We start from the raw sequence: 26,107 nt of genomic DNA, 5'->3' as shown, positions 1-26,107 counted from the left end.
ACTCATCGATTTAGGCTGCATAAATAAAAATACATTCGCTATGGACACCGAAAATTCCTTTAATCCTCGTTCCGACCCATCAGGCTAGCGCAAAAACAGAGACAACGGCTGGAGTCCAAGCGCCTTCAAACGGCGAGCCACCATGTCGGCCAACCGGGCCGCACCGCGCTCTTGAAAATGAGTGTTGTCCGTTACACCCTGCGGAAACAGAAGAAACTCCCCTGGCCTCCCCCACATAAACACGGATTTGGTCCCTTCGGGACCCAGCTGGTTAAAATACTCCAAACTCAGCGCAGCCAAATCGATTAAGGGTATACGCTCCTCATCCGCCAGTTCCCGCACCGCCGTGATATAATCGCCATGCGTATCCTCCAATAACCCCTTGCTATCAAAATAACGGCGGTGAACGGGCGTTACCAGAATCGGAGTCGCCTGTTTCTCCCGGCAAACATCCACGTATTTCTTCAAAGAATCCTTGTATGTCGAAAAAGGCTCGGTATACCTCTCCTCATCCCGCTTTTGATCGTTATGGCCAAACTGAATCAGCATATAATCATGAGGCTTCATCTTCTCAGATATTTGCTCCAGAATTCCCTCCGTAATAAAACTCTTGGAGCTTCGGCCGGAACGGGCATAATTGCTTACAGCCGCATCCGCTTTAATATAAGCGGGCAGCATTTGCCCCCACCCGGCATAGGGATAACCGTCAGCCGGTTGGTTCGTTACCGTTGAATCCCCCGCCAGAAACACATGGCAAGCATGCGGCGCAGGTGCCACTTCCAAAGCATTAATCCGGGGAGCACGGCCCGAGAAGGTCAATACGATTTTGCCTTGAACAGCCGGCACCGTCACACTAAATCGTTCAAAGTGACCTGCCGGTATGCGTTTCCCATCCAGCAGCATCTGCCCTTCCGTTCCCCGAATGGAGGTTTCGGTATCAAACCAGGCATCGCCGATCAGTAGATGCAGGGTGTACAAGCCATCGATCACATCGACCTGAAACGCAGCATGCAGTGGTATTACAAAATCTCGCATTAACGCCTTCTCCCCTGCCCGATTCACAGCGGATAGGTGAGATAAAGAATGGAATCCAAAGCCAAGTTCCGGACTATATAAGGTTTCAGCGGTTATTTTGGTATGTTCGTGGCCCGGCGCTTCCGTACCGAAATCGAATTTATACCTGCATTGCAACGAACTTCACCTCCCTTTGTCGCTTTCATCTAAAAACATTATCGTATGGGAGCCCCCCTAACATAAATTCAAATAACCGACCTCCTTGTTCAAATAACCGACTACCTGACGAATCTTTGATATTGATATTCCAGATGCTGTAATAACGATGTCTATGTTGACAGCGTTTACAACCCGGTACATAATGTGTACACGACATTTTAGGCCCCTGCGCAAGGAGACGTTGCCGTGCAAAAATGGATGACGATCTATAAAAATATGAAAATCAAAAATAAGCTTTCCCTTCTTATCAGCTTAATCGTTGCGATGGCATTTACCTTCGCCGTCATCGTCCAGCAATATGCATTCTCCATCTACGACGAGCAGCTTTACCTCAAATCATCACAGGTCTTACACCTGTCCTCCTCTGCGATTGAGTCAGAGCTCGAACGGATCGAACAGTTGTCCTTCAACATCATGACCGATACCCAGATTCAAAATATGTTACGTTCCATCGCCGGGAGCGACTCCGACTATGACCGTCTCATCCTGCGGCAGCATTTGGTGGACCGCCTCCTGAATTATGTAGGCTCCGAGCCGATGCTGTATTCCATCCATCTGATCGATTCCTACGATAAACAGCAGGATGTCGGCAGTGTCGTCCCGATTAATCCCGCCAAAAAGAAGTTTATTCTTCAGCTTGCCGGAGATGCGGATGGAGAAGAACGCTGGGTGTACCCGGACGAAACGGATTCGGCTCTTGTACTTTCCCGGGAAATAAGATCCTACTCCGGAACCTTATTCGATCTTAACTACTTGGGAACCATCATTATTCGGATCAATATGGACAAAATCGTCCGGAAATCCGCCGGCGGAGAAGGCGACCTGATCGTGACCTCGGGTGCGGATGTGATCTACCCTGCAACGCCGCACTTTGATCCGTCGGTCATTCAATTCTCCCTGTCATCCGGAAACGGGTACCTTACCCGCGAAATCGATGGCCATACCTACTTCATTGCACATAACCGATCGGGCAACACGGGGTGGACGTATATGAATGTCACGCCTTTTAATCAGACCTTCAAGCAAATCATATTCATTAAAGAGCTTGTCATCATCGTGTTTACCGTTATCTTCGCGATTGCGATTCTGCTCGGCATCCGGTTCAGCCGAGGCCTGACACGTCCTATCGAAAGTCTCATCTCTCGGATGAAGCTTGCGGAAAAAGGAAACTTTGCGGAAGCCAACGTACTGCCTCAGGACGCTGCTCCTGTCGCCATGAACGAGCTGGGCCTGCTGCATCGGACGTTCCGTCTCATGATCGAGAGAATCAATGCGCTGATTACCGAGAACTATTCGAACCGGCTGTTAATCAAAGAGACCGAGTTCAAAGCGCTGCAAGCGCAAATCAACCCCCACTTTCTGTATAACACGTTGGAATCCGTGAACTGGCTGGCGAAGATGAACAAGCAAACCCAAATCTCCGACATGGTGCAGGCCTTAGCCTTCCTTCTTCGTAACTCCGTCAGCTTGAAAGAGCCAATTCTGACACTGGGAGAGGAACTCGAGATTGTCCGAAACTACGTCATTATTCAGAAGTTCCGGTTTGAAGACCGCCTAGATTTCACGATGGATGTGAAGGAGCAGGATTTGCAGCGCAAAATTCCAAAGCTGTCCCTTCAGCCACTGCTTGAAAATGCGATTCATTATGCGCTGGAGCCATCCGTTAACCCTTGCCGAATAACGTTGTCCTGCAAGGAGACTCCTTCCGCTTTCTGCGTCATGGTTGAGGATGACGGCCCCGGCATGCCGCCGGATACATTGACCCGATTGCGAAACGGCGACTTGGCTACCAGCGGTAACGGGATTGGACTGTTAAACATCGATGAACGGATCAAGCTGGCTTTTGGCGACCACTACGGTTTAACCATCGACAGCGGATCGGGTCTTGGGACCCGCGTAATTCTGTCTTTACCCAAATAACGGAGGGATTCGGATGTACAAAGTTCTGCTCGTGGACGATGAACGAATTATTCTGGACGGCATATCTCAAATGGTGGACTGGAAGGCATATCGAACCGAGCTGGCGGGTACCGCCCAGAACGGAATTCAAGCGTATGAGAAAATCGTCAGGGAGAGCCCGGATATCGTCGTTTGCGACATTCGCATGCCCGGGCTGGATGGGCTTGAGCTCGTAGCCAAAACCTATGCCTCCCATCCACATATCAAATTTGTGCTGCTCTCCGGTTACGGCGAATTTGAATATGCCAACCGTGCCATGCAATACGGCGTGAAGCATTACCTGCTCAAGCCGACCGACGAGGTCAAGATCGGAGGGGCGCTGAAAGAGGTCACTGACGAGCTGACCCTGAACGAAAACAAGGAGTCTTTTATCCAGGAGATGAAAGGCCGACTTCGAAAGGTGCTGCCTCATGTCAAAGAACAGGTGCTCAAGGAGTTTGTCACCAACAAAACCTATGGACGCCATGACTTGGAGGAGTACCGAAGCCTGTTCGAAACGAATTTCGATCAGCCCGTCCGTCTGCTGTTGTTCCAGCTGGAGGGCATCGTTGAATATGAGCATCAATTCGCCGTGAAGAACATTGCCGAGGATCTGTTGGACACAACGCTCCTGAGTACGACGATCGGGCAGCATGTACTGGTGCTCATTGAGAACCAAAAAGATCAACAGCGGCTCCATCAACAGCTGCAGGATATCCGGTGTACTTTTAAACAGTATTACAAGATGGACGTAACGATCGCGATCAGCGATCCCGGACCTGTTACCCTGGCTCGAAACCTGTACCGGGATACGCTGCAATGCCTGAACTACCGCTTCTATCTAGATGAGAGCGGGATGATCACTACAGAAGACACGCTTCACGCCGGCGGCTTGGAAGGAACGTTTGTCCTCGACGAGGAACGACTCTGCATGCCGGTCCGATCCGGCCACCGCAATGAAGCGGAGCTGGCCCTGACCGAATTCGTCCAGGAACTGAAGCGTGCGCAGCTGAGCATCGAGATGACCAAATCCTATATCATTCAGCAATACGTGTCCCTCATCCGGCTGACCGATCCGGACCAGATGCAGGAACGTTACGCGCGGATCCCGGAAATCGCCGAAATGAGCACGCTCCAAGCGATTCAAGCCGTACTGGAAGAAACGGTACGGGAAATCACGCTGCGAAACTTCGAGCAGAACAAAGTCAAGTATAATGCCATCGTCCGCAAGGTAGTTGAGATTATCGAGGAGCAACTGGGAAACTCGGAGCTTACACTCAATCTGGTGGCAAACGACATGCTGTATATGAACGCCGACTATCTTGGCAAGCTGTTCAAGAAGGAGACCGGTGAGAAATTCTCCAATTACGTGATGAAACTACGGATGAAGCGCGCAACCGAAATGATGGCAAGCGATCCCGATATCAAGATTTTTGAAATGGCCGAGCGGCTCGGTTTCGGTGATAATCCTCAATATTTCAGCCAGGTGTTCAAGAAACAGATCGGGTGCACTCCCTCCGAATATATGAAAAAGAGTGATTAACTTGTACGTACATCTCTGCTTTTTAAACAAATTGCACGGTTTTTTTCCTTACTCTTTCCCCGGGGAAACAAGATAATTGGGAATGTAAGCACTAACAATTGAAACGATATAAAGTGGTTTATCAACAAAGGGGAGGAAATGGAATGAAAAAAGTGTTAAACGCGGTTCTAATGTTTTCCCTGATCGGAAGCTTGATTGGCTGTTCGGGCGGCGGCGCTGCCGAACCACCAGCCAGCGGCGGAACCGGAACGGAGACACCGCCGGCGGCTGCAAGCGATAGCAAGGATCCGGTCAAACTCCGCATTGCTTGGTGGGGCGGACAGTCCCGGCATGATTATACCTTGAAGGTCATTGAAATGTATGAGTCCCAGAATCCGCATGTTACGATTGAGCCGGAGTACGCTCCATTTGATGACTACTGGAAAAAGCTTGCTCCCCAAGCGGTGGCTGGCGGACTCCCGGACATTATTCAAATGGACATCTCTTATCTGAATCAATATGCTGGCCGGAATCAGCTCGCGGATTTGAAGCCGTTCACCGAGAGCGGCGAGTTGGATGTCGCCGATGTCAGCGAGAATGCGCTGAGCGGCGGTGAGGTCAACGGTAAGCTCGTTGCCATGAACCTCGGCGTGAACGCACTTCAGACCACTTTCGACGTTGAGACGATGAAGAAGAACGGTATCGATATTCCATCCAAAGAGTGGACTTGGGACGACATGGACACAATGGGTGCCCAAGCCAAGGAAAAAGGCCTGCAAATCGGAGGCTTTGCTTACCGGCATGACGTCTTCTTCCCGTACTACCTAAGAACCATCGGCCAGAAAATGTACAGCGCTGACGGTAAAACGATCGGATACAGCGACGATAAGCCTTTTATCGATTATTTCACCCGCTACCAGAAATGGTACGACAACGGATATATCCTGTCTCTGGACAAGGAAGCCCAGAAGAAAGGCGTAGCAGAAGAGGATGAAATTGTCCTTGGCAACTCCATATCGGGCACCGGCTGGTCCAACCAATTCCTTGCCGTGGCCAATCTGGTCACCGATCGCCCGTTGGAGCTGAATCCGATGCCAGGCCCTGGAACGAAGGATGGTCTTTTCCTGAAACCTTCGATGTACTTCTCGGTCACCGAAACGTCCAAGCATAAAGAGGAAGCCGCTAAATTCATCAGCTTCTTCATTAACGACATCGAGGCCAACAAGCTGATTAAGGGCGAGCGCGGCGTTCCCGTATCCGCCAAGGTGAAGGAAGCGCTCAAGCCGCTCCTCTCGGAGAACGAAGCCAAAATTTTCGACTATGTTACTTGGGCTGAGGCCAACAGCACACCAGGTGATCCGCCTAACCCGATTGGCGCGGTGGAGATCGAGAAGCTGCTGCGAGATCTCAGCGAACGCATCCTGTTCAAGAAAATCTCGATCGAAGATGCCGCGGCCGAGTTCCGCAAGGAAGCGAATGCCATCTTGGCCAGATCTCAGCAATAACCAGGACACGGCTAGACAAGGCATCTCCGGCACATCTTTCCCGTGCAAGAGATGCCTTTTTACATCAGTGACCCCTGCACGGGGCGCAACCAAATCTGAATCGTAGGGGTTGAAATCTATGAAGAGGCTCCGTGAGAACGAGCACATCACCGGTTACGTGTTTTCAGCGCCGTTCGTTCTTGGTTTTCTCATCTTTACCTTATATCCAATCCTCTCGTCCCTGTATTATTCGTTCACCAATTATAATCTGATGGAAGCGCCAAGATGGCTGGGCATAGGGAATTATGAACGATTGTTCCTCGAGGACGACAAAATCGGCAAGTCGTTTCAGGTCACGTTCACCTATGTATTCGCCAGCGTTCCCCTTCGCCTCATATTTGCCCTCTTCGTTGCCATGATTCTGAATACCGCAACCAAGGCCGTAGGGCTGTACCGCTCCGCCTTCTACCTGCCTTCACTCATCGGCGGAAGCGTGGCCGTGGCCATCATGTGGCAGCAGATCTTCGGCGACAAGGGACTCGTGAACTCTGCCCTGTCCCTCTTCGGGATCCACTCCACGACCTCTTGGATCGGGAATCCCAGCACGGCGCTTTGGACGCTGATTGCATTGTCCATCTGGCAGTTCGGCTCTTCAATGATTATTTTTCTGGCCGGCTTGAAGAATATCCCAAGGGATTACTACGAAGCCGCCAGCGTGGACGGCGCCAACGCGGTCCATCGCTTTTTCAAAATTACGCTGCCTATGCTCAGTCCGATTATTTTGTTCAATCTGACGCTCCAGACGATTTCAGCGTTCCTGACCTTCACCCCCGCCTACATCATTTCGCGCGGAGAAGGCGGACCGCTCGATCAAACGCTGCTCTATTCGCTTTATTTGTACCGCAAGGCGTTCTCGCATTTTGAAATGGGTTACGCGTCAGCGCTTGCCTGGATCATGCTCATTATCGTCGGTATCCTGACCCTGCTCATCTTCAGATCATCCACCCGCTGGGTTCATTACGAGTCGAAAGGAGATTGACGATTATGACCAAATCCAGACGTGTTCTCTACCATACCCTGGTCGGATTGTTCGCCCTCGGCATGACCTATCCGATTCTGTGGCTGGTGGCAAGCTCGCTTAAACCGAACCATGAAATATTCACGACGGCTTACAGCCTGATTCCGAGTCGGCTGGAATTCTCGAATTATGCTACGGGCTGGAAGGGATTCGCCGGGACCACCTTCGGCACCTTCTTCAAGAACTCGTTCATCATTGTCATCATTTCCACCATGGGTGCCGTCGCTTCCTCTGCGCTTGTCGCCTTCGGCCTGGCTCGGACCAAGTTCTTCGGACAGCAGTTCTGGTTCGCCTGCATGATGATTACGATGATGCTGCCCCATGATGTCGTGATCGTTCCGCAATATGTGATGTTTGCCAAATTCGGCTGGCTGTCTTCCTTTAAACCATTAATTGTTCCCCAATTCTTCGGCATTCCGTTCTTCATCTTCCTGATCATGCAATTTATCCGCACCATTCCGAAGGAACTGGACGAAGCCGCCAAAATTGACGGATGCAGCAAGTACGGGATTTTCTTCCGGGTCGTTGTGCCGCTGATCGTGCCCGCTCTCATTACGTGTTCGATTTTCTCCTTCTACTGGAGATGGGATGATTTCATCAATCCGCTCATTTATTTGAACAACCCGGAGAAATATCCGGTGTCACTTGCCTTGAAGCTGTTCCTTGACGGCGAGTCGCTTAATAACTGGGGCGGCATGTTTGCCATGGCTACCTTATCGCTGCTGCCGGTCGTCATCGTCTTCTTTATCTTCCAGAAATACATCGTGGAAGGGATCAGCACGACGGGATTGAAAGGGTAATTCATACACATCGACGCAATTGAATATGAAGGGAGTTTTAACAATGGCTGCACTTGTATTTGATGATCAACAGATTGAGAATGTCATAGACCGCGTGGTTGACCGGACCTTTCGCATGGATTTCAGCTGGGATTGGCCGGGCGGGGTTGCCTTTTACGGAGTATGCGAGGCCTATAAGGCCACTGGCAAAAAGGAGTATCTGGAACAACTGAAAGCCTGGGTCGACGAAAACATGGAGGAGGGGCTGCCGAAGCTGTCCGTCAACGGCGTCTCCATCGGCCACTCCCTCCTCACCTTGTACGAGGTTTATGAGGATGAGCGTTATATCGAAACGGCCAAGGAAATGGCCGATTATCTCACGCATGATGCGCTGCGTTTCGGCAACGGCATCTTTCAGCATACGGTGAACTCCGAAACGTATAACTTTCCGGAACAGGCGTGGGTCGATACCATGTTCATGGCAGGCTACTTCCTGCTTCGGATTGGCGTGATGCTGGACCGGGAGGATTACTTCGAGGATGGCTTGAAGCAGTATCACGGCCACGAGGATTGCCTGCAGGATCCCGTCACAAATCTCTATTATCACGGCTGGGACAATATCGCCGGAAACCATATGTCAGGCGTCTTCTGGTGCCGGGGCAATGCCTGGGCTGCCATCACGATGGCCCGTGCTCTGGAGCTCGTCCCGGTAACGCATCCCTCCTTCATGATCATCGAAGGCTCGCTGCGCGACCAGCTTAGCGCCCTGGTCCGGCTGCAGCATGAATCCGGCCTGTGGCATACGATTACAACCGATCCGCAATCTCCGCTGGAAACGTCCGGCTCAGCCGGTATCGCTGCTGCCCTGCTCGCCAAAGGACGCATCTACAATAAATACACGCAGAAATCGATTGACGGGATCTTGTCCAAGATCACCGAGGATGGTACCGTTACCGGCGTCTCCGCGGGAACGGCCGTCATGAAGGACGCCGCGGGATACAAAGGCGTGCCCGATAAGCGGATACAAGGCTGGGGTCAAGGCCTGGCATTAACCTTTCTCGCAGAAGTGCTCAAGATCAAGGACAATCCTTATTGATGAAATGCGACACAAAAAAGGCAGGATTGGAGAGGAGAAGTTCACCTCTACAGCCTGCCTTTGGTTTATGCAATTTAACGCGACTCTGCGACTACGCTTCTTATCTATTGTCCCCTGTCTCGTCCTCGCCGCTATCCTTCTTCTGCTCTTCAGTCTTCTTCGGATGCGGCGTTCCGTCAAGTCCGTAGACTTCGTCATAAGCGTCGAATATCTTCCTCGCAATCGGCGCGGCGCTTTGCGAGCCGAAGCCGCCTTCCGGCACAACGACGGCCACCGCCAGCTTCGGATTATCCCGCGGAGCAAAGGCGATGAAAACACCGTTATCAAGGTTAACACCTTTATATGATTGCTCGGATGTACCTGTTTTGCGGGCAAAGTCGTATTTAAAATCTTCGAAGGCTGCAAGACCCTGTGTATTCATCCCCCGCTTGACGGTCTGCCAGTATGCCTTGGGGAATTCAATCTCATCCAGGACCTCGCGCCCGAATTCCTTGACCACGTTGCCATCCTGATCCGTGATTTTGCTGACCAGCTGCGGCTTGATCCGCTTGCCTTCATTCGCCAGCATGACGGTGTATTGGGCAAGTTGAAGAGGGGTGTATTTCCCCATCTGCCCGAAGGACGCATAAGCTAACGCAGCCAGATTACTTCCCGCTGCCTTCGTATCGGTATACTCTCCCCGGCCCTTTAATTCCCCGGGCAAGCCACTCCCCGTTACAACTCCAAGACCAAACTGCTCCATATACTGACCCCAGACCTCAACGCCCTTCTCCCCGCCATACTTATTGACTAACCTTTTGCCAATCATATCGATCATAAAAGCATTCGAGGATTGCTGGATAGCTTGTTGAGCTTTAATGGGGCCATTTCGATGTCCACCTGAGTTAGAGATCTTTTTTTCATGTCCTTCCCGACCAATGGATGCAAAGCCCTGATCGGGATACGTCTCATTAAGACCGAATAACCCCTCATTCAGCCCGATCAACACAGACAGCGGTTTAATGACGGAACCGAGATAGATCATGGATTCGAACCCATGTCCCGATCTGCCTGAGCCAAATATCGTGATCGTGCCGTTTCCTGTCGCATCCACGATTTCCTGCGTAATTTTGCCACCATTTACCCGCACATTCGAGTCGTAATCCGGCATGCTCGCCATCGCAACCACATGACCGGTATCCACCTCCATGGCGACCGCATATCCAGTTAAGGCATCCTTATGTAACTTACCCGATACCGGATGAGTATGAAGATATTGAAGCTGATCCATGATGGCCTGCTCCGTGGCAAGCTGAATGTCTTTATGAATCGTGGTGTGAATATCATGGCCTTTTTCAGGGGCGACCATCGTCGGTACGCCGTCCACCATATTCTGAGGATTGATCGGAATGCTGAGATACCCGCTCTTGCCGCGCAGTTCTTCTTGATACATCCGTTCCAATCCGTCATAGCCAATCCACTCTTCTTCCGTGTAGATCAAGCCGGGATTCTTCTGATCCTTGTTGCTCTGATCAATAGCCTCATAATCCTTAAGGTCTTTAGAGCCTCTGAACTTCTTTAGAAATCCGATCGTCTGAACGGCCACCGTATCCGGATCATAGTGCCTTACATTCTCCTCCACGATCTGGATGCCGGGGAACTTGGCGCGGTTCTCCATAAAATAAGCGATCTCTTCCTTCGTCAAATCGGACTTGATCCGTCTCGGCTCATATCCATGCTGCTTGATATACTCCAAATCCAAGGCGTCAATCACTTCTTTGACGGTCATCGGCTCCATGTCCGGATCCCCATACTTGTTAAACGCCTGGACAAGCCGCTTCGCTATCTCCTCCGCTTCCGGTCGGTTTTCTTTTCCTTTGTCCGTCTTCTTGCTGTAATCCTTCATCAGGGTGATGTATAGAGAATTTGAAGCCGTAGAGTAAGCAAGCTTCGTGCCGGATGCATCGATGATGGAACCTCGGATCGGCTGCAGCGGGAAATGCTTCTGCTCTCCGCCGGTTTCCTGACTCGCCAGCTCCGGTCCCTCAACGAACTGCAAGATGGCCATGCGAATGATGATGACGCAAAAGATAAGAAATGCACTAAAAAAGAAAATATTGATCCGTCCATTAAATCTTCGTTTCATTTCCGCTTCATCTGGTACGTCCTTATAAGGTTTAAAACCTATCACATTGTCTACGCTCCTTTATATGGTTTAATCCAGCCAAGTTGGCAAATGTGGCTGTTTCTCGAATTCGAAGATTCGCTGTAATTGTTCCTTCGTATTTCGTTCCTCAGACAGCGGAGGCAGTTCGTCCTGCCGGAAAAAACCGACCGCGGATGTTTCTGTCCCCACGCCTGCAGCTCCGCCCGTAATGTCGCAATGAATAAACATTTTGTACACATGGAAGGCAGATGGCGGATGGTTATGAAATTTCTTGTCTAATACGGCCAGCAGCCTCCCTGCACGCACGTCGTAACCGGCCTCTTCCTTCACTTCCTTCACCACGACCTCCGCAGGCGATAGTCCGATGTCCGCCCATCCTCCCGGCAGCGCCCAAGCTCCGTCGGCCTTTTCCTTCACCAGCAGCAGCTTTCCGTCTTGAAAAATAACGCCGCGGACATCCACCTTCGGCGTTTGGTATCCGGTTTCACTCGCAAACAGGGTACGAATCTTCTCGTCGCCTGCTTCGGTATACTCCTGCATGATCTTGATGCTGAGCTCCCTCAGCTGCTCAAACCGTTCCTTGTCATAGACATCCCTCGTATATTCCAGTCCGGCCTGGCTGATCGCCTGTATCTCTTTTGCCCAATCCAACCATTTTAGTGTCATAGATTCATCCCTCTTCGATTTCTTCTCATATATATAACGCCTGCTACTCACGATTGGTTTATAATGGAAGTGTTTGATTTCAAAATTATAACATATTTTCCGCCTGATTATGAGACGAGTGATATATTAAGGGGGCTTTATTACATGAAGAAAACCCGATCGGTTCTATATGTAATCCTGCTAATCGTTATGTTTGGTACAGGGTATTATGTCGGATCAAGGTCAGAGAATTTAAAACCGATCTCAAAGGACAATGCGCGCCAAGCCGTCTAGTCCCTATGGGTTAAGTCCGTCGAACCTCCGATGCCCAAGGTGACAATCGACGGCACCGAAATCGCGGTGCAGCGAGGCTGGTACCTTTATTCATGGTGCAACGGGGATAAGTGTTCGATGACGGATGCAGTCCGACCGGAGCTGAAGGATATAACACCTGTTGTTGTCAAAGGCGGTGTGGACATTAAAACAACGCCACCCGAAGGAATACATGGCTTCACCATCCTAAATCTGACGGATCCCGATAACGACGGATATACCGTACCGACAGTACCCGGCTCGTATCTGTACGAAATTCACTGTACATGGCCTCTGGATCAGGGACGCGCCAGCTTTTATTTTGCGGTAACGGTCCAATAGGGTAAGCAGCTCAACTAGAGCGATATCAGTGGACATAAAAAAAAAGATGACCTCTGACGAATTCAGAGGTCATCTGCTTGCTAGTTAAGTCCAAGACTGTTTTCTATGCACCTTCCACAAATCGGGTCACAGCACAAACGCCTGGAATGTTTCCTTTTTTCCATTAGGAATTCTTTCAGTCTTTCTCATCCCTTTGATTCGTTCGGATTAAGGCATACGCCAATTGTCCCGCCATCCCAAGGAATAAACCCGTACCAACGACAATATAGACCATCGTGAATGTTTTACCGAGCGGCGTCTGCGGCACGAATTCCGGATGACCTACCGTGCTCAACGTCACTACGCAGAAATATAGAGCGTCCAACACGGATAACCCTTCCTGCCTGGTATAAAACATCGTACCCGATAACAGCATAATGACAATCAGGACAAACAGCGCTACAAAATAACGCTGCTTAAACGCTCGAAATAAACCGCTGAAAAGACGTTTTAATGTTAGTAAAAAAGATAATCATCCCAAAAACCGTCCTATTCTCTAACTGGAGTATACGTTACATAAATCACATACAGCTATTATATCAGCGTTTATACCCTGCGCCCATCCTCACTTAGAGGCTAACCCTGAAGCGTCAGCAGCTCCCGGATTTCCGCCTCGGTCCAGCTTGGAAGCGACTCTCCTCCCGGTTGAACCAATTCCTCGATCAGATCCTTCTTCTTCTGCTGCAGAGCGACCATTTTATCCTCGATGGTATCCTGAGCCACCAGCCGTATCACCTGCACAACCTTCTTCTGTCCGATGCGATGTGCCCGGTCCGTCGCCTGCTGCTCCACAGCCGGATTCCACCAAAGGTCATACAAGATCACCGTATCGGCCCCGGTCAGGTTCAGCCCCGTTCCGCCTGCCTTCAGCGATATGAGGAACACTTCCCGTTCTCCCTCGTTAAAGCGTTGGCACAGCTCCACTCGCTCCGAGGCCGGAGTCTGTCCATCCAAGTAGAAAAACGGAATCCCCCGATATCCGAGCTCCCCGGCAATCAGATTCAGCATCCCCGTAAACTGGGAGAATACCAGCATCCGTCTTCCCGCAAGGCGACATTCTTCAATGGTTTCCATGAGCTGCTCAAACTTGGCCGAACTGCCCTCATAGCCTTCCACGAAAAGGGCCGGGTGACAGCAGATCTGGCGCAGACGGGTAATACCCGCCAGGATGCGAATCCGGCTCTTCTGAAAGCCATCCTGCGCCAAATGCTTGAGCGTCTCCTGCCTTAACTTCGCAAGATAGGCGGTATAGAGCTTTTTCTGTTCGATCAGCAGACCCGATGACTGAACCGTCTCGATCTTCTCCGGCAGCTCCTTAAGCACATCTGATTTCAGCCTGCGAAGCAGGAAGGGACGCACCCTTCTCACCACGGTTTCTTTCGGCAATTCCTGAAACGCTTTTCGATCTCCAAAGAGTGCCGGGAAAACGGCATCATATATGGACCACAATTCCTCCAGTCGGTTCTCGACCGGAGTGCCTGTCAGCGCAAACCGATAACGGGCATGCAGCGTTTTTACAACCTGAGCCGTTTGCGTCGTGTAATTTTTGAAGAATTGGGCTTCATCCAGAATTAACGTTAAAAACGGCAGCTTCGCATAGCGTTCAACGTCCCTGCGTAGCAGCGGGTAAGAAGTAATGATGACATCTGCATTCCCCGCATTCTGTATGATTTTAGCCCGCTCGTTCTGCGTACCATCGGCAATGACGGCCTTGATCTCGGGTGCAAACTTCTGGAGCTCGTTATGCCAGTTATAGAGCAGAGAAGCCGGCGCCACGATGAGTGCAGGTTCGTTGCGCTCTCTGATCTCCGGGAGCACCGATAGAATGAAAGCAATGCTCTGAATCGTTTTGCCGAGACCCATATCATCGGCCAAGATGCCGCCAAAGCGGTAGTGGGCCATCGTCTTCATCCATTGGAAGCCAAATTTCTGATAATCCCGGAGGACCGTTTCGAGGCTCGGCGGCACGGCAAAATCCAAATGATCCGGATTCTTCACGTGCTGCAGCATTCGGCGCAAGGATCGGCCAAGCTGGACCGTTGATCCCGTATCTTCCCAATCCAGCAGCTGAAGTCCTTGGACTGCCGGCATTTTGAACTGCGTGCCCTCCCCTTCGTATAACCAAGGCCCTACCCGGTTCATTAAGGCGACCACCGCCTGGAACTCGGCGCTTTCCAGGGGAAGCAGCGCTCCGTTTCGCAACCGGTGATATTTGCGTTTTTCTTCAAGCGATTTGACGATCTCCCGGATTTCGGCTTCTCGAATCCCCTCCATATCAAACTTCAATTCAAGCCAATCCGTCCGTTCGTCGACCTCCACCCGCACCTTGGCTCCCATCGGTTCAGTAAGCACCCGTTCCTTCACGGCCGTCGTTGCATAAACAACCAGCAGCTTCTCCAGCTGCGGTATCGTATGGTACAGGAAATCGTATTCGGCATCCTCATCGTTCATGAAGAAACCGCCATCGGTCTTGGCAAAGGAGGCGTTCTCCATGAGCTCGAGAATCCGCTGCTCCTGCTCTCCGTCGCGAACGAGGATTGAGCTGCTGCTGCGTATGGCACGATGTCCCTCCAACGGATTAATGGTGATGTCTCCGTAATGAAATTCGAGTCCGGCCAAAAGCCGGCCACGCACCCGGTCCAGATAGAGCTTCGCTTTTAAAGGCGTTTTGACAATGCGGTCGGATACAGTCTGCGCCACATGGACACTTCCAAGCTTCATCAGTCCCGGAACCACCCGTTCCATAATGGACTCCATCATCTCAGGTTGAATCCGGATATGCGGTTTATTCGAATTCTCAAGCAGCAATTTCATCTCGGAGAGTCTTCTGCAAGCATCCAATTCAAGCTGAATGAGCTTACCGTCCACAATGACGAGGCCGTAGCCTTCCAGAACGATCATTCGCTCCAGTCCCTCGATCTTCATCAGGTAATGATCATCCCCGGCTTCATCAAACTCGAATTGAAGGGGGATCGGATCTTGAACGAATTCCAGCTTATCCGTGAGGATCCCGTCCAAAGACAACAGGGAATGGTTCGAATGGGATAATCGTTCCCTTACCTGGGGCCAAAAAGTGGGAGGAATAATCAGCATTCGGTCACCGCTTCCGTTTTTCCCATGCGAGGTATACATGTCCATTGACTGTTTATACATGCTTTCATGATCGTATATACGAATCAGCTCCTGGAGAATATCATCATCCTCCTTTTGAAAGCTGTGGAAGTCCGGATCGTACGTGAAATTCTTCGTGAATATGCAGGTTTCAGCGTGTTTTACACACGCCAAAAACTCTCGAATCCGCTGTACGATGTACAGGCGTTTCTTACCTACTCGCAGTTCAACGCCGAACAAGTATTTCCGATTTCCGTAAGGATATAATTTGAAAATGAACTCCATCTCCAGCACCTCTCGGGTGTCAAACCTGGAAGCTGCCGTAGCTCTCCGGCCTTCAGAATATGAGAACAATCCGAGCAGCTGGCTGCTGAGCAGCGCATCTTGTTCCCCTTCATCCATGCTTCTGTCATGCTCCGGGGAGTACCGAGGCGTTAATTGCCCGTCTCCGGCATTTCCATTGACAGAAGGATGTAATAACGATGGATAGGGGCGCATTGGAGCTTCTACCATTTGCTCAATATCACGGATGTTCAGGAGCAGAGCCGCAATATGCCTGCAGCGCTTCCGGGAGAATCCATAATCGATACAGCTGCATTCGGTGAATACATCCCCGTTTGAGTCAATCTCGACATAGACGATACCCGACTCCTGATCCGTCACTTCAGCCTCGTATTTTCGAGTGTCCGGATCTTGTTTCCGCATCGTTACATGTCCATCTCTATATAAAACCCCGCCGCGATCGTAGGAGGTCTTTCCGCATAATAGCTTGATCACCCGTTCAGTCAGCTGGTAACCCATAACCACAATCCCTTCTCTATTTACTGCTAAAAAACAGTATACCATTTTGTGCGGAAAGGCCCATGCTTCCAAGTTTATACTTTCTGATATCTAAAAAAGAACTCGCCGCTACGGCAAGTTCTTGCGCTGCTTCTCATCATAACGGATCAATCGATCATAACGCTTGTTATTCCCTCTCCATGCCCCGATAGATATGATGAAACCGACTATCCGTCCCGCTCCATCCAACCCCTCCGCTTCGTGGCTTAGATACGTTTGTAATACAGCACCGTCCCGTCCAGTTGGCCGTTAGAGGATATGGCATAATCAGGAATGACTCCTGCTTGGATGTAACCCAGAGACTGATATAGCTTGTTGGAGGGGTCCCCCTCCCGGGTATCTAAGACCAGCAAGGTTCTGCCCTCTTCCTTGGCTTTAGGCTCGAGATGTTGCATCAACGCTCTGCCGATCCCTCCGCGACGGGATGCAGGATCCACCATCAGTTTCGCTACCTCGGCCCGGTGTCTGCCATTCGCCTTCATGGCGCACTGCAATTGAACCGTGCCGATCATCTGCCCATCCTGCACAGCTACCCACAGGGTAACCCCTGGGCCAAGCACATCCTCCCAGTAAGCGGAAGCTTCATCATAAGACAGTGGAGCTAAGAATCCCACCGATGCTCCCTCTTCTACTACCCGAATCAATAATTCCGTTAATTGATGATGCGTGTCGGTTTCTAATTGTTCGACCTCCATAATCGTAAACGCAGCATTCATGATAGGACACTCCCTCTGTCATCTAATAAACTCATTCTATCCGTTCGATTACCATATGCAATCATTTTTTTACGATGCGAAACCAAGGAGCGTGCTCGGAATCCCCTTATCGTTTTAAGATGTCAGCCAGTGCTTTATTCAGCGTGTCGTATGTAAATTGAAAACCTGCCTTGCAGAGTCTGTCCGGAATCACCCAGCGGCTCTTCAGCACGAGTTCCGTTTCGGTTTGAATAAGCCGAGCGCCCAGCTCAAGCAGCCATTTAGGTGATGGCAATCCCGTTCCACGATTTAATGCTAACCGAAGCTGCTCCATCAGTTCCTTGTTCGTAACCGGATAAGGAGAAGCACAGTTGATAACCCCGCTCAGCTCTGCCCTCTCTTGTAAAAACAGAATAATGCGATACAAATCCTCTACATGAATCCAGCTGAACTTTTGCTTGCCCGTGCCTTGAACGCCACCGAGTCCGTATTTTACCAAGTTAACATAAGGAGTCATGACGCCGCCGCCCGGCCCCAGCACGATAGCAATACGCAGGGCGATCTGTCTTGTCTGAGGCAGCAAGAACGAGAAGAAGGCACGCTCCCATTCCTTGGCAACCTCAACGGAGAAACCTGAGCCGATTTCGCCCTGCTCCTCCGTCATCGGCTTATCATCGGCATGGCGATAAATCGTGGCCGTACTGGAATTAAACCAAGTACGCGGAGGAGTATGGCATGCCTCGATGGCACTGCCGAGTATATTCGTTGTATCTATTCTTGAATTCAGAATAAGCTCCTTATTTTTTTCATCGTAACGGCAATTGACTGATTTACCTGCCAGATTAATCAGCATATCTGCCCCGTCCAGAGCAGCGACGATGGCTTCTTGATCGTTCCATGCGATATGGCCTTTCCGTCGGGATATCATCAGTATTTGTGTTTGCGGCTCATTCGTGAATTTTTTGGCAAGATAAGTTCCAATAAAACCAGTTCCACCAGCCAGAACGATCTTTTTCATAGAATAGAATCAGCTCTTTTCTCTATGATTTATCCACATCATAAACGTTCAATTTAACCATGGTTTCTTACAATATATCATTGTTTCAATAGAGAATAAAAAGAAAACACCTCCCATAATCGAAGATGTTCATTCATAGCTGCCGGAATTGTAGGATGATTTCAGATAAACACCAAACTCTCTCTTCTTCCCGGTTCCTTCGGTATCTGCCAATTTCTCATATCTGTCAAAATGCGTTCCCGCAAGCAAAATGGACTTCTCCTTCTCCGGCTCGGCCCCGGATTCCCAAAAAAGCATCCCTGTCACGCCCTGGTCTAATTTCCTCAAAAATGCTTCCCGTACCGGCACATCGTCCATCAAATGATAAAATACGGTTAAAAGCAATCCGATATCGAATGTATCCGAACAAGTTGAGCGTTCAAACCGTTCCTCCTTCAGGTCAAAGTGAACCCTTTCTAGAACGTTTAGCTGCCTTGCCAGCTCGTAATGCTCAGCCAATGGCTCATAGCCTGTTACGATGGCCCCCTGACGCGCAAAGTGTCTGGCATAAAATCCGATATTGCAGCCAATATCGATCACCCTTTTTCCTCGAACGGATGAAGAACCCAAATACTCCATAATCAGGTCCATACGGGTTGGATAGGCATCATCCCGTTCACTTTTCAAATGCATGAAGTAAGGATTCAATATCGGAGTATATATCAACGTTCGAAGATGGCGGGAAAAGACCTCGGTTACCTGGTTCACAGCATCCGTATGCTTCCAAAACTCATAATCATCTTCGGTCATTCGGGCGGGGACCTGCCTAACTCCGCTGCAATACTGAAAGATGGCCCGATGGTGACCGTCTTTCACATGAAAATAACCGCCCTTTCTGTCGTATTCGACCATAATCGGATCTTTATTGAAATGATCCAGGTCATTGGTGAATAAGGCAGCCATCGTGCCATATTGCAAGCGCCGCTGCTCCAATAGATCGTAGTCCGAGATCGGCACTTCCATATCACGGGTGGTAAATATGGAGGCATGCCAACCCAGATACAACGTCGGGTATTCCCCTTGACCCATAAGGTAACGGAACAATTGCAAATGAGGTGTCAAGCGAGCAATGGGTAGATCCCCATATCTTTTATGGACTTCATACCAGGCGTCCGTGTAGTGTGGAATTAATACGGTTTTATGTTCTTCATCTATGAAGTCCGTAAACAACAATTCCAGCGGCACTTTCGTGACCATGGTCTGCAGATGTGGTTCGGATGACATCGTACAAGCCTCCCTACTGACCTACTTGCCTTGTATCGAAAACAAATACGTGGAAAAATCACGGTTAATGTAATCCTTAAAATGCCTTTTGTCGACGACGGGAAACAGTTCCAGATCCTCCGTTGTCCATGTGCTCAAGTGGGTCTCGAATTCATTGCCGTACGCAGCTCCCTGCGGCCAGTCTGTTCCAATCGGAATATTAAGCAGGACAAAGCGGGATTTTTCAATACAGGTCTGCAGCAGGACAAGCGCCGGCTCTTTTGTAAAGTGCTCCAGAACATCACCTAGAATAATCAGATCAAATTGTCCTGGCTGAACCTCCGCTTGTATATGATCGAACGCATCCGCAACGTGGATGATATTATAGAAACAGGAATGATAGGTATCAATATTGACCGGATAGATTTCAATCCCTTCGATTCGCGTGTCCCAATATGTGCGGAATACGCGCCCCTCCCAGACATCCAAATATTCACGGCAGATCATCCCCCATCGGCCAAAACCAACGCCGACATCCAGGACGGACTTAGGAGATACATACCGGATCAGATCCACACAATAAGATAAATTCTGCCAGTTTGATGTTCCCATTCCCCTACCTCCATTCGATCGTTCTATTTCATATTCATCATCATATTAATAATCCGGTAATCCGGTATGAAATAATCCTTAGGAAGCTTGCTTACCGTTTGCTCCCACACCACTTGATAGACCATTAAAGACGAATCGGAATGATTGACCAGAAACAAATGACGGTACTGGTCTCCGGGTACCTCTACCCCATGCATGGTCATTCCTCCCTTACCTAGTTACTGTGCCCTGCTCATCTCTTTTCGGTAAACTTCCAGTACTCGCTTCACCATGGAATCCAGACCACGATGAGCCAAAGCCCATTTCCGCGCTTCTTTACCAAGAAGCCCACGGTACGCTTCATCTTCCAACAACAGACTCAGATGTGCAGTAAGCATATCGTCATTTCCCGACTGAAAAAGAAGGCCGTTCACCTCATGCTGTACCGCTTCCTTAAGACCGCCCGCATCCGAAGATACGATCGGCAATCCGGCAATCTGCGCCTCCATGACAGAATAGGACAAGGTCTCCATTAGACTCGGTATAACAAAAATATCCGCAAGCCCTAACAACGTGGGAACATCGTCACGCGAGCCCCAAAAACGGACTGCCCCCACTATACCCAGCTGACGAACGCGCTCTTCGTACAATGATCGCTGATCACCGTCTCCAACAAGCCAGCACTCCCAGTCCTGACGTAAAGTCTGGAGTTTACCCATGGCTTCCAACAATACGTGAATGCCCTTTTCATAACTGAGTCTGGAAGTGCAGATGATCACTTTTTTGTCCACCGGCCGGGTCAGTTCGTGTTCCTTCTTCAGCCTGTCTTCGAAGCTTAGAATATCCATCGCATAGGGAATCAATGAAATTCGGGATTCCGGCAGAGCGAAATGCGATACCATGACATCCCTAAGCCACACAGAAGCCAGCAGCACCTGATCGCTGGATGAGCCCCCGATGTTCTCGACAGATTTGTAATAGTTCCAGACGAGCTGTGGGCTGGAAGGTTTAATCCCTTGATCGTTCTGAATCATATCCAAAATGGTAAGTGCCACGGAGGCATGAATGCTGGTGATCAAAGGAATGCCCGCAGGCTTTACACGACTGACGGCTGCCGCGGCCAGTACATCCTGTGCATGAATTACATCGTATTGCTCCAAGTCCAAATAAGAAAGCGTCAACTCCAAACATAACCGCTCGCATTCAGCATGCCTGACCCAATTATCCGAGAAAATAGGCGATGCAGCAGGAAGATTCGACTCCAGCATCGGCCTGTAATGACTCTTGAACACCTTCCGGTTGTCATCTCCATATACATAAAAACAATCAATGCTATCACCAACCATGTCGACCTCATGGCCCAGTGCTTCAAGCCCCTGCTTGATCTGCTGCATATACTTCCATAATCCACCGACATGAGGAATCAGGAATATCGTCACGAGCAATATCTTCAAGTACCTCACCCTTTTCGTAGAAACCTCGTAATAACCAGCTTCCTTATATTGCGAAGTTATTTACAGGATCGGCTCCCCTAATCGGTAGTTGTGAAACTCATCTCTCGTTAAATGAACAATTTCCTCAACTCTCCATCGATAGAAAGTGAAGATGGCGGGTCCGCCGATTTTTCGCAGCTTATGCCGCTCCCCATAATAAATCAACCCATTCGGAGCGCTGTATACTCTGCCGTTAACAAGAAAAGGCGTAAGTAGCGATGAATCATGGATCAGATCCCCTTCAGGAAGTAAAGCGATTAGTTCGTCCGGCAAGGTGACGACACTTGAATAATTAAAATGGAGCCTGAAATACATTTCGAGGGATACAATCGGATGAAGACGCTGATCGCTCCACAGATAGATTTCCGACCCGCTGCTTTTTACTAGAAGGGTTGCAGGACTGTTCATGATGAAATCCCCGCTTATGTTTAGAGGTGAACCGGTCTCCATTCCTTCGAGTGTCGACTCATCCAATTTCACAATACCTTTCGCGGTAAATCCGTACGAATGGAATGTCACCATATCGCCAATGGGACGCTTCTTGCTATGCTCAACCAAATACACAGCAGAATCCAAGCCCCTAATTAGAATGCCATCCGGTACACGGCTCCTCACCCGATCGGTATGATGCATGACATTCCCACCCTTCAACTTAACCTAGTCCAGTATATTCTTGGCCAATCATTCTGGACTCGTCAGGTAACTATTCCGTTTCACACATTTCTCTCACAAAAAAAGATCCCCGTAGGGATCTATCGATTTAATAGAGATATGATTTGGTTTTTCATGAATTGATAGCTGTGGGGATCATCCTTCTTCGCATAAAAACGAAGTCCGTCCAGCGCTTTGAACAGTTGATGGCCTAACAGTCTCTCTTCAAAATAAGGAATACCTACGCCTTGCTGCTCCAACGCCTGCTGCAGCCTTTTCGGAAACTCCAGCATCGGGTACCACGTATGAAGAACAGAGACATCCAGCATGAAGTCGCCGAACATGGCCATCTCCCAATCCACGATCCCCGTTACGTTCCCGTTCTCTCCCAGCATATTGCCCAAATGGAAATCTCCATGTACAAGATATCGCTCCGGAGGCGAATAGCGAACCAGTTCGATCATCGTTTGGTAAATTTCTTCGAAAAACTCTTTTTCCAGAAAGCTGTTCTCATACAGATTGTGCCATCCATGGTAGAACCCTTCTTGCTCCTCATCGAAAACAGACGTGATGTAGTCCAGCCATGAACGATGGACAGCCTTGCCTTCCGGAGTAATCCAGCCATAACCCTCATGGGAATCCGCGACATGTATCTGACGGATCCGCATGAATTGATGGACAATGCCCGGGATAAGCCCTCGAATTTGCGTCGGCTCAAGAGCACTTATCGGCGTACCGGATACTTTGTCCGAAATGGAGAAGTGAATATTCTCCACTTTCCCTATCTTGTGAATACGGGGAATGGGCAAAGATTGCGCGCCGTACATATCGTAGATTTTGAACACTTTATGAAGGCTGTCCCCATTATCCTTAAAATGAATGACATAATCGGCATCGCCCTTACGGTAACTGAACACCTTGCTTAGTTCCCCCATCTCGATGGGGGTGACATTCATTACCGATTCCCCTTCAATATGCTTCAGATGACTTATCGCCATATCCAAAGACATCTCCGGCTTAAATGTTTTCATATCATGCTCTCCTCCTTCATCATCTGATCCGGGCTCGACTTGGACGCATTCCATCTTCGATATAACAAGGGGAACAATTCATATAAATTAGCGGAGATGCTCGATGCAGAAATATGAATAGTCGAACCCGTCATGCCTTTATTCATGTTCATGAGCTTCCGTTTCCAGGCAGGGTGCCTGGACATCAGATGATCAGGATCATAAACCTCAATTCCTATGAACTTCTCACTCTTGATCTGATAGATATGCATATTTTTAATTTCGTTCCACGCGACGGCTCCAGCGCTCACATAGGAGGATTTATCGACGATGCCCTCCTTATTGATCAAGAGTGCCGGATCCGATTGGAAAAGCTTGGTGATGGCAAACACCAGTCCCGCGCCAAAAAACAAAGCGCAGATGATTCCGACAATGGCGATAACCATGTTGTCCGATGTCACCCCACCGTATACCAATCCACTACCTAGCAGCACAAACGCCAGAGAGCCTATTAGCATTTTGGTCACCTTGGGATAGATCTTTATTTCTTCTTGTTCCTGCATTCGTCGCACTCCTTGGTTGTATTAACCTATGTAGGCGTTTTATCATCCGATGGACATCCATCAATAGCTAACTTGGAATTCCTTAACGAACACCGCCGTGCCGGAAATGTAGACATCCATGGTCTCTTTCCAGCGCTCCACTTGAACCTGTACCCTACCGTCTTTCCCCATTTCCTGGCCTTGTTCAATAGTAAATCGAGCAGAGGATATCTCAGGGTTCAAGTACGTCAAATAATAAGCCCCCATTACGCCCGATGCAGTTCCAGTTACCGGGTCTTCTACGGTGCCGGAGTACGGCGAAGAGAAATGTCTCGCATGCATGAACGAAGACCCATCCATCGTTTCCAGGCAAAAAGGATGCAGCGAGGCTTTTGGATTTTTTGTTAAAATATCCGGAAACGCTGCATTGTCAGGCACCATCCGGTCAAAATGCTCCAATCCTTTTATCGGCACCAACAATGTCCAGATCCCCGTGCTTCCATACACAATGGGCATACTGAAGTCCAAATCGTCACGCTTCAGACCTATGGAGGATGCCAGGCGGTCAACATCTCCCCCATAGGATATGAATTGAGGATGATCCTGCTTCATTTTCATGGTTAACTGGCCCTCGGCATTTTGAAATTCTATAGGCAAAATACCCACCTTGGTCTCCATCCACACGGTTTCTTTTTCCGGCAGCAGTCCCTTGGTTTTCAAGGCATACATGGATGCCATGGTAGCATGGCCGCACAAATTCATTTCATGGCCGGGAGTAAAATACCTTAGTCTAATATCCGCTTGCTCTGATTTTAAGATAAAGGTGGTTTCATTGAATCCAACGCTGCGGGCGATGGATTGCATCTCTTCCTCCGCGAGATCATCTGCATTCAAGACCACACCAGCAGGATTTCCCTTGTTAGGCTGCACCGAGAATGCATCATAATGAAGTACGTTTATTGATTTCATGTTTCTCTGATCCTTCTTTCTGCACCGTCTAGGATTTGAGCATCGAAGTTTAGTGAAAATTTTACCATTAGGGATTTGTTAAATCCAGACCAAATTTACAAACGGCTTCCTACATACGGTTCATTTCGTAAGCCCACTTGAATATATATCTGGCATATTCTTATGAATCAAAACCATACATGGGGGTAATTTCATTGAACACTATCAGCCTGTGCATGATCGTAAAAAACGAGGAACTCGTTTTAAACCGCTGTTTATCCTGTGTTGCCGACATCGTGGATGAGATCATTATTGTTGATACAGGCTCAACCGATCGTACAAAAGAAATCGCTCAATCCTTTACGGAGTCCATCTATGATTTTGAGTGGATTGACGATTTCTCGGCTGCGCGAAATTTTGCTTTTAGTAAGGCTACCCAGGACTATATCTTATGGCTCGATGCTGACGATATCCTGCTGGAAGAAGACCAGCTCAAGTTAAAAGTGCTTAAGGAAACCCTTGCGTCCGGCATTGATTCCGTTACCATGCTCTACCATTTAAGTTCAGACGAATTTGGCAATGTCACCTTCAGTCTCCGGCGCAACCGCCTTGTGAAGCGAATCAGGGGCTTCCGATGGATTGGACCCGTTCATGAGTATTTAGAGGTCTATGGCAATATCATTAATAGTGATGTAGCGGTTACCCATCTCAGCTCGAAGGATGATCCCGATACCGGCCGAAATCTTAGAATCTACGAGAAACGTGCGGCCGCTGGCGAATCGTTCACGCCACGAGATTTATTCTATTATGCGAATGAATTAAAGGATCACGGCCAATTCGAGAAGGCTATTGATAATTACGAACAATTTTTACATACGGAAAAAGGTTGGATTGAGGATATACTCACGGCCTGCAGCAGGCTCTCCGATTGCCATCACGAGCTCGGAAACGGGCAAGCCTCTTTTGAATCCTCTATCAGATCCCTGCATTATGCGCCACCACGGTCAGAATTCTGCTGCCGCATCGGTTACCATTTTTTCTTAAAAAACAACTACGATACGGCCATCTACTGGTATAAACTGGCGAGCGAGCTTGAACTGCCTTCGGATTACATGGGATTTCACAATCCCTCCTTCTCCACCTGGCTGCCTCACCTGCAATTGGCCGTTTGTTACGACCGGATCGGAGCCCATGCTCTTGCGAATCAGCATAATGAGAAGGCGCTTGTCTATCGCCCAGGTGATGAGACGATGCTGGCTAACCAAGAATATTTTCGAAACAAGCTGCAGGAGCTCCAAAGCGACCAAGAGAACCGGGAGTGAGGTGGATATTATACGATTGACGAATTGTAT

Annotated in this window: 23 protein-coding genes and 1 pseudogene; 9 read left to right on the top strand and 15 right to left on the bottom strand. The window is 49.3% G+C overall.

Annotated elements, in window-relative coordinates; translation table 11 throughout:
- Positions 1 to 84: 84 nt before the first annotated feature.
- The gene (locus tag ACETK5_RS06035) at positions 85 to 1,191 is read right to left on the bottom strand and encodes a rhamnogalacturonan acetylesterase (RefSeq protein WP_326114015.1); all 1,107 of its coding nucleotides are present in this window, start codon (positions 1,189 to 1,191) and stop codon (positions 85 to 87) included.
- Between the two features lie 228 nt (positions 1,192 to 1,419).
- Between ACETK5_RS06035 and ACETK5_RS06030 the strand changes: the two genes are divergently transcribed.
- The 6 genes from ACETK5_RS06030 to ACETK5_RS06005 all read left to right on the top strand — a co-directional run bounded on the left by ACETK5_RS06030 (position 1,420) and on the right by ACETK5_RS06005 (position 9,130).
- Positions 1,420 to 3,153: a cache domain-containing sensor histidine kinase gene (locus tag ACETK5_RS06030; RefSeq protein WP_394054640.1), complete on the top strand. Its 1,734-nt coding sequence runs from the start codon at positions 1,420 to 1,422 to the stop codon at positions 3,151 to 3,153.
- A gap of 13 nt (positions 3,154 to 3,166) precedes the next feature.
- A complete protein-coding gene (locus ACETK5_RS06025) occupies positions 3,167 to 4,714 on the top strand; it encodes a response regulator (RefSeq protein WP_394054638.1) in 1,548 nt (515 codons plus the stop codon).
- Positions 4,715 to 4,857: 143 nt separating this feature from the next.
- Positions 4,858 to 6,198 carry an ABC transporter substrate-binding protein gene (locus ACETK5_RS06020; RefSeq protein WP_100538253.1) on the top strand — a complete coding sequence of 447 codons (1,341 nt, stop codon included), beginning with the start codon at positions 4,858 to 4,860 and terminating at the stop codon, positions 6,196 to 6,198.
- A gap of 118 nt (positions 6,199 to 6,316) precedes the next feature.
- Positions 6,317 to 7,216 carry a carbohydrate ABC transporter permease gene (locus tag ACETK5_RS06015; RefSeq protein WP_100538254.1) on the top strand — a complete coding sequence of 300 codons (900 nt, stop codon included), beginning with the start codon at positions 6,317 to 6,319 and terminating at the stop codon, positions 7,214 to 7,216.
- Positions 7,217 to 7,221: 5 nt separating this feature from the next.
- Positions 7,222 to 8,055, top strand: coding sequence for a carbohydrate ABC transporter permease (locus ACETK5_RS06010; protein ID WP_100538255.1), 834 nt, complete (start codon positions 7,222 to 7,224; stop codon positions 8,053 to 8,055).
- A 43-nt stretch (positions 8,056 to 8,098) separates the two neighbouring features.
- Positions 8,099 to 9,130, top strand: coding sequence for a glycoside hydrolase family 88/105 protein (locus ACETK5_RS06005; protein ID WP_394054635.1), 1,032 nt, complete (start codon positions 8,099 to 8,101; stop codon positions 9,128 to 9,130).
- A gap of 100 nt (positions 9,131 to 9,230) precedes the next feature.
- Here ACETK5_RS06005 and ACETK5_RS06000 read toward each other — a convergent pair whose 3' ends face one another.
- Positions 9,231 to 11,300: a peptidoglycan D,D-transpeptidase FtsI family protein gene (locus ACETK5_RS06000; RefSeq protein WP_394054633.1), complete on the bottom strand. Its 2,070-nt coding sequence runs from the start codon at positions 11,298 to 11,300 to the stop codon at positions 9,231 to 9,233.
- 24 nt (positions 11,301 to 11,324) lie between these two features.
- Positions 11,325 to 11,942: an NUDIX hydrolase gene (locus ACETK5_RS05995; protein ID WP_394054631.1), complete on the bottom strand. Its 618-nt coding sequence runs from the start codon at positions 11,940 to 11,942 to the stop codon at positions 11,325 to 11,327.
- 144 nt (positions 11,943 to 12,086) lie between these two features.
- On the opposite strand from ACETK5_RS05995, the gene ACETK5_RS05990 reads away from it, so the two are divergent.
- Together ACETK5_RS05990 and ACETK5_RS05985 are read left to right on the top strand one after the other, a co-directional pair.
- Complete coding sequence (locus tag ACETK5_RS05990) at positions 12,087 to 12,215, top strand: hypothetical protein (RefSeq protein WP_394054629.1); 129 nt, start codon at positions 12,087 to 12,089, stop codon at positions 12,213 to 12,215.
- A gap of 30 nt (positions 12,216 to 12,245) precedes the next feature.
- Complete coding sequence (locus tag ACETK5_RS05985; protein WP_394054627.1) at positions 12,246 to 12,575, top strand: hypothetical protein; 330 nt, start codon at positions 12,246 to 12,248, stop codon at positions 12,573 to 12,575.
- 175 nt (positions 12,576 to 12,750) lie between these two features.
- Here the strand turns inward: ACETK5_RS05985 and ACETK5_RS05980 are convergent.
- From ACETK5_RS05980 to ACETK5_RS05925, 12 genes and pseudogenes are all read right to left on the bottom strand, one after another.
- Positions 12,751 to 13,086 (bottom strand): annotated as a pseudogene (locus tag ACETK5_RS05980) (potassium channel family protein); the annotation flags it as partial.
- 104 nt (positions 13,087 to 13,190) lie between these two features.
- Positions 13,191 to 16,526, bottom strand: coding sequence for a DEAD/DEAH box helicase (locus tag ACETK5_RS05975; protein WP_394054625.1), 3,336 nt, complete (start codon positions 16,524 to 16,526; stop codon positions 13,191 to 13,193).
- A 245-nt stretch (positions 16,527 to 16,771) separates the two neighbouring features.
- Positions 16,772 to 17,281: a GNAT family N-acetyltransferase gene (locus ACETK5_RS05970; protein ID WP_394054623.1), complete on the bottom strand. Its 510-nt coding sequence runs from the start codon at positions 17,279 to 17,281 to the stop codon at positions 16,772 to 16,774.
- Positions 17,282 to 17,387: 106 nt separating this feature from the next.
- Entirely contained in the window at positions 17,388 to 18,278 is an 891-nt protein-coding gene (locus tag ACETK5_RS05965; RefSeq protein ID WP_100538262.1) for a TIGR01777 family oxidoreductase, read from the bottom strand.
- Between the two features lie 129 nt (positions 18,279 to 18,407).
- Positions 18,408 to 19,541 carry a class I SAM-dependent methyltransferase gene (locus ACETK5_RS05960; protein WP_394054621.1) on the bottom strand — a complete coding sequence of 378 codons (1,134 nt, stop codon included), beginning with the start codon at positions 19,539 to 19,541 and terminating at the stop codon, positions 18,408 to 18,410.
- Between the two features lie 21 nt (positions 19,542 to 19,562).
- Positions 19,563 to 20,132: a methyltransferase domain-containing protein gene (locus ACETK5_RS05955; RefSeq protein ID WP_100538263.1), complete on the bottom strand. Its 570-nt coding sequence runs from the start codon at positions 20,130 to 20,132 to the stop codon at positions 19,563 to 19,565.
- Positions 20,133 to 20,155: 23 nt separating this feature from the next.
- Positions 20,156 to 20,329: a hypothetical protein gene (locus ACETK5_RS05950; RefSeq protein WP_165789669.1), complete on the bottom strand. Its 174-nt coding sequence runs from the start codon at positions 20,327 to 20,329 to the stop codon at positions 20,156 to 20,158.
- A gap of 21 nt (positions 20,330 to 20,350) precedes the next feature.
- Positions 20,351 to 21,565, bottom strand: coding sequence for a glycosyltransferase family 4 protein (locus ACETK5_RS05945; RefSeq protein WP_394054618.1), 1,215 nt, complete (start codon positions 21,563 to 21,565; stop codon positions 20,351 to 20,353).
- 60 nt (positions 21,566 to 21,625) lie between these two features.
- On the bottom strand, positions 21,626 to 22,237 hold the full coding sequence (locus ACETK5_RS05940; protein ID WP_100538265.1) for a hypothetical protein: 612 nt from the start codon (positions 22,235 to 22,237) through the stop codon (positions 21,626 to 21,628).
- Positions 22,238 to 22,356: 119 nt separating this feature from the next.
- Positions 22,357 to 23,286 carry a phosphotransferase family protein gene (locus ACETK5_RS05935; RefSeq protein ID WP_394054616.1) on the bottom strand — a complete coding sequence of 310 codons (930 nt, stop codon included), beginning with the start codon at positions 23,284 to 23,286 and terminating at the stop codon, positions 22,357 to 22,359.
- Entirely contained in the window at positions 23,283 to 23,828 is a 546-nt protein-coding gene (locus tag ACETK5_RS05930) for an STM3941 family protein (protein ID WP_100538267.1), read from the bottom strand. Before ACETK5_RS05930 ends, ACETK5_RS05935 begins: the two co-directional genes overlap by 4 nt.
- A gap of 60 nt (positions 23,829 to 23,888) precedes the next feature.
- The gene (locus tag ACETK5_RS05925) at positions 23,889 to 24,776 is read right to left on the bottom strand and encodes a PhzF family phenazine biosynthesis isomerase (RefSeq protein ID WP_100538268.1); all 888 of its coding nucleotides are present in this window, start codon (positions 24,774 to 24,776) and stop codon (positions 23,889 to 23,891) included.
- A 194-nt stretch (positions 24,777 to 24,970) separates the two neighbouring features.
- On the opposite strand from ACETK5_RS05925, the gene ACETK5_RS05920 reads away from it, so the two are divergent.
- Positions 24,971 to 26,077 (top strand): glycosyltransferase, encoded by a 1,107-nt coding sequence (locus tag ACETK5_RS05920; RefSeq protein ID WP_100538269.1) that lies wholly within the window; start codon positions 24,971 to 24,973, stop codon positions 26,075 to 26,077.
- Positions 26,078 to 26,107: the final 30 nt, after the last annotated feature.

It is taken from the genome of Paenibacillus ilasis (genome assembly GCF_043195395.1).
Lineage (GTDB): Bacteria > Bacillota > Bacilli > Paenibacillales > Paenibacillaceae > Paenibacillus_AQ > Paenibacillus_AQ lautus.
The sequence above is the reverse complement of the archived record's forward strand: the minus strand, read 5'-3'. Positions and strand labels throughout refer to the sequence as shown.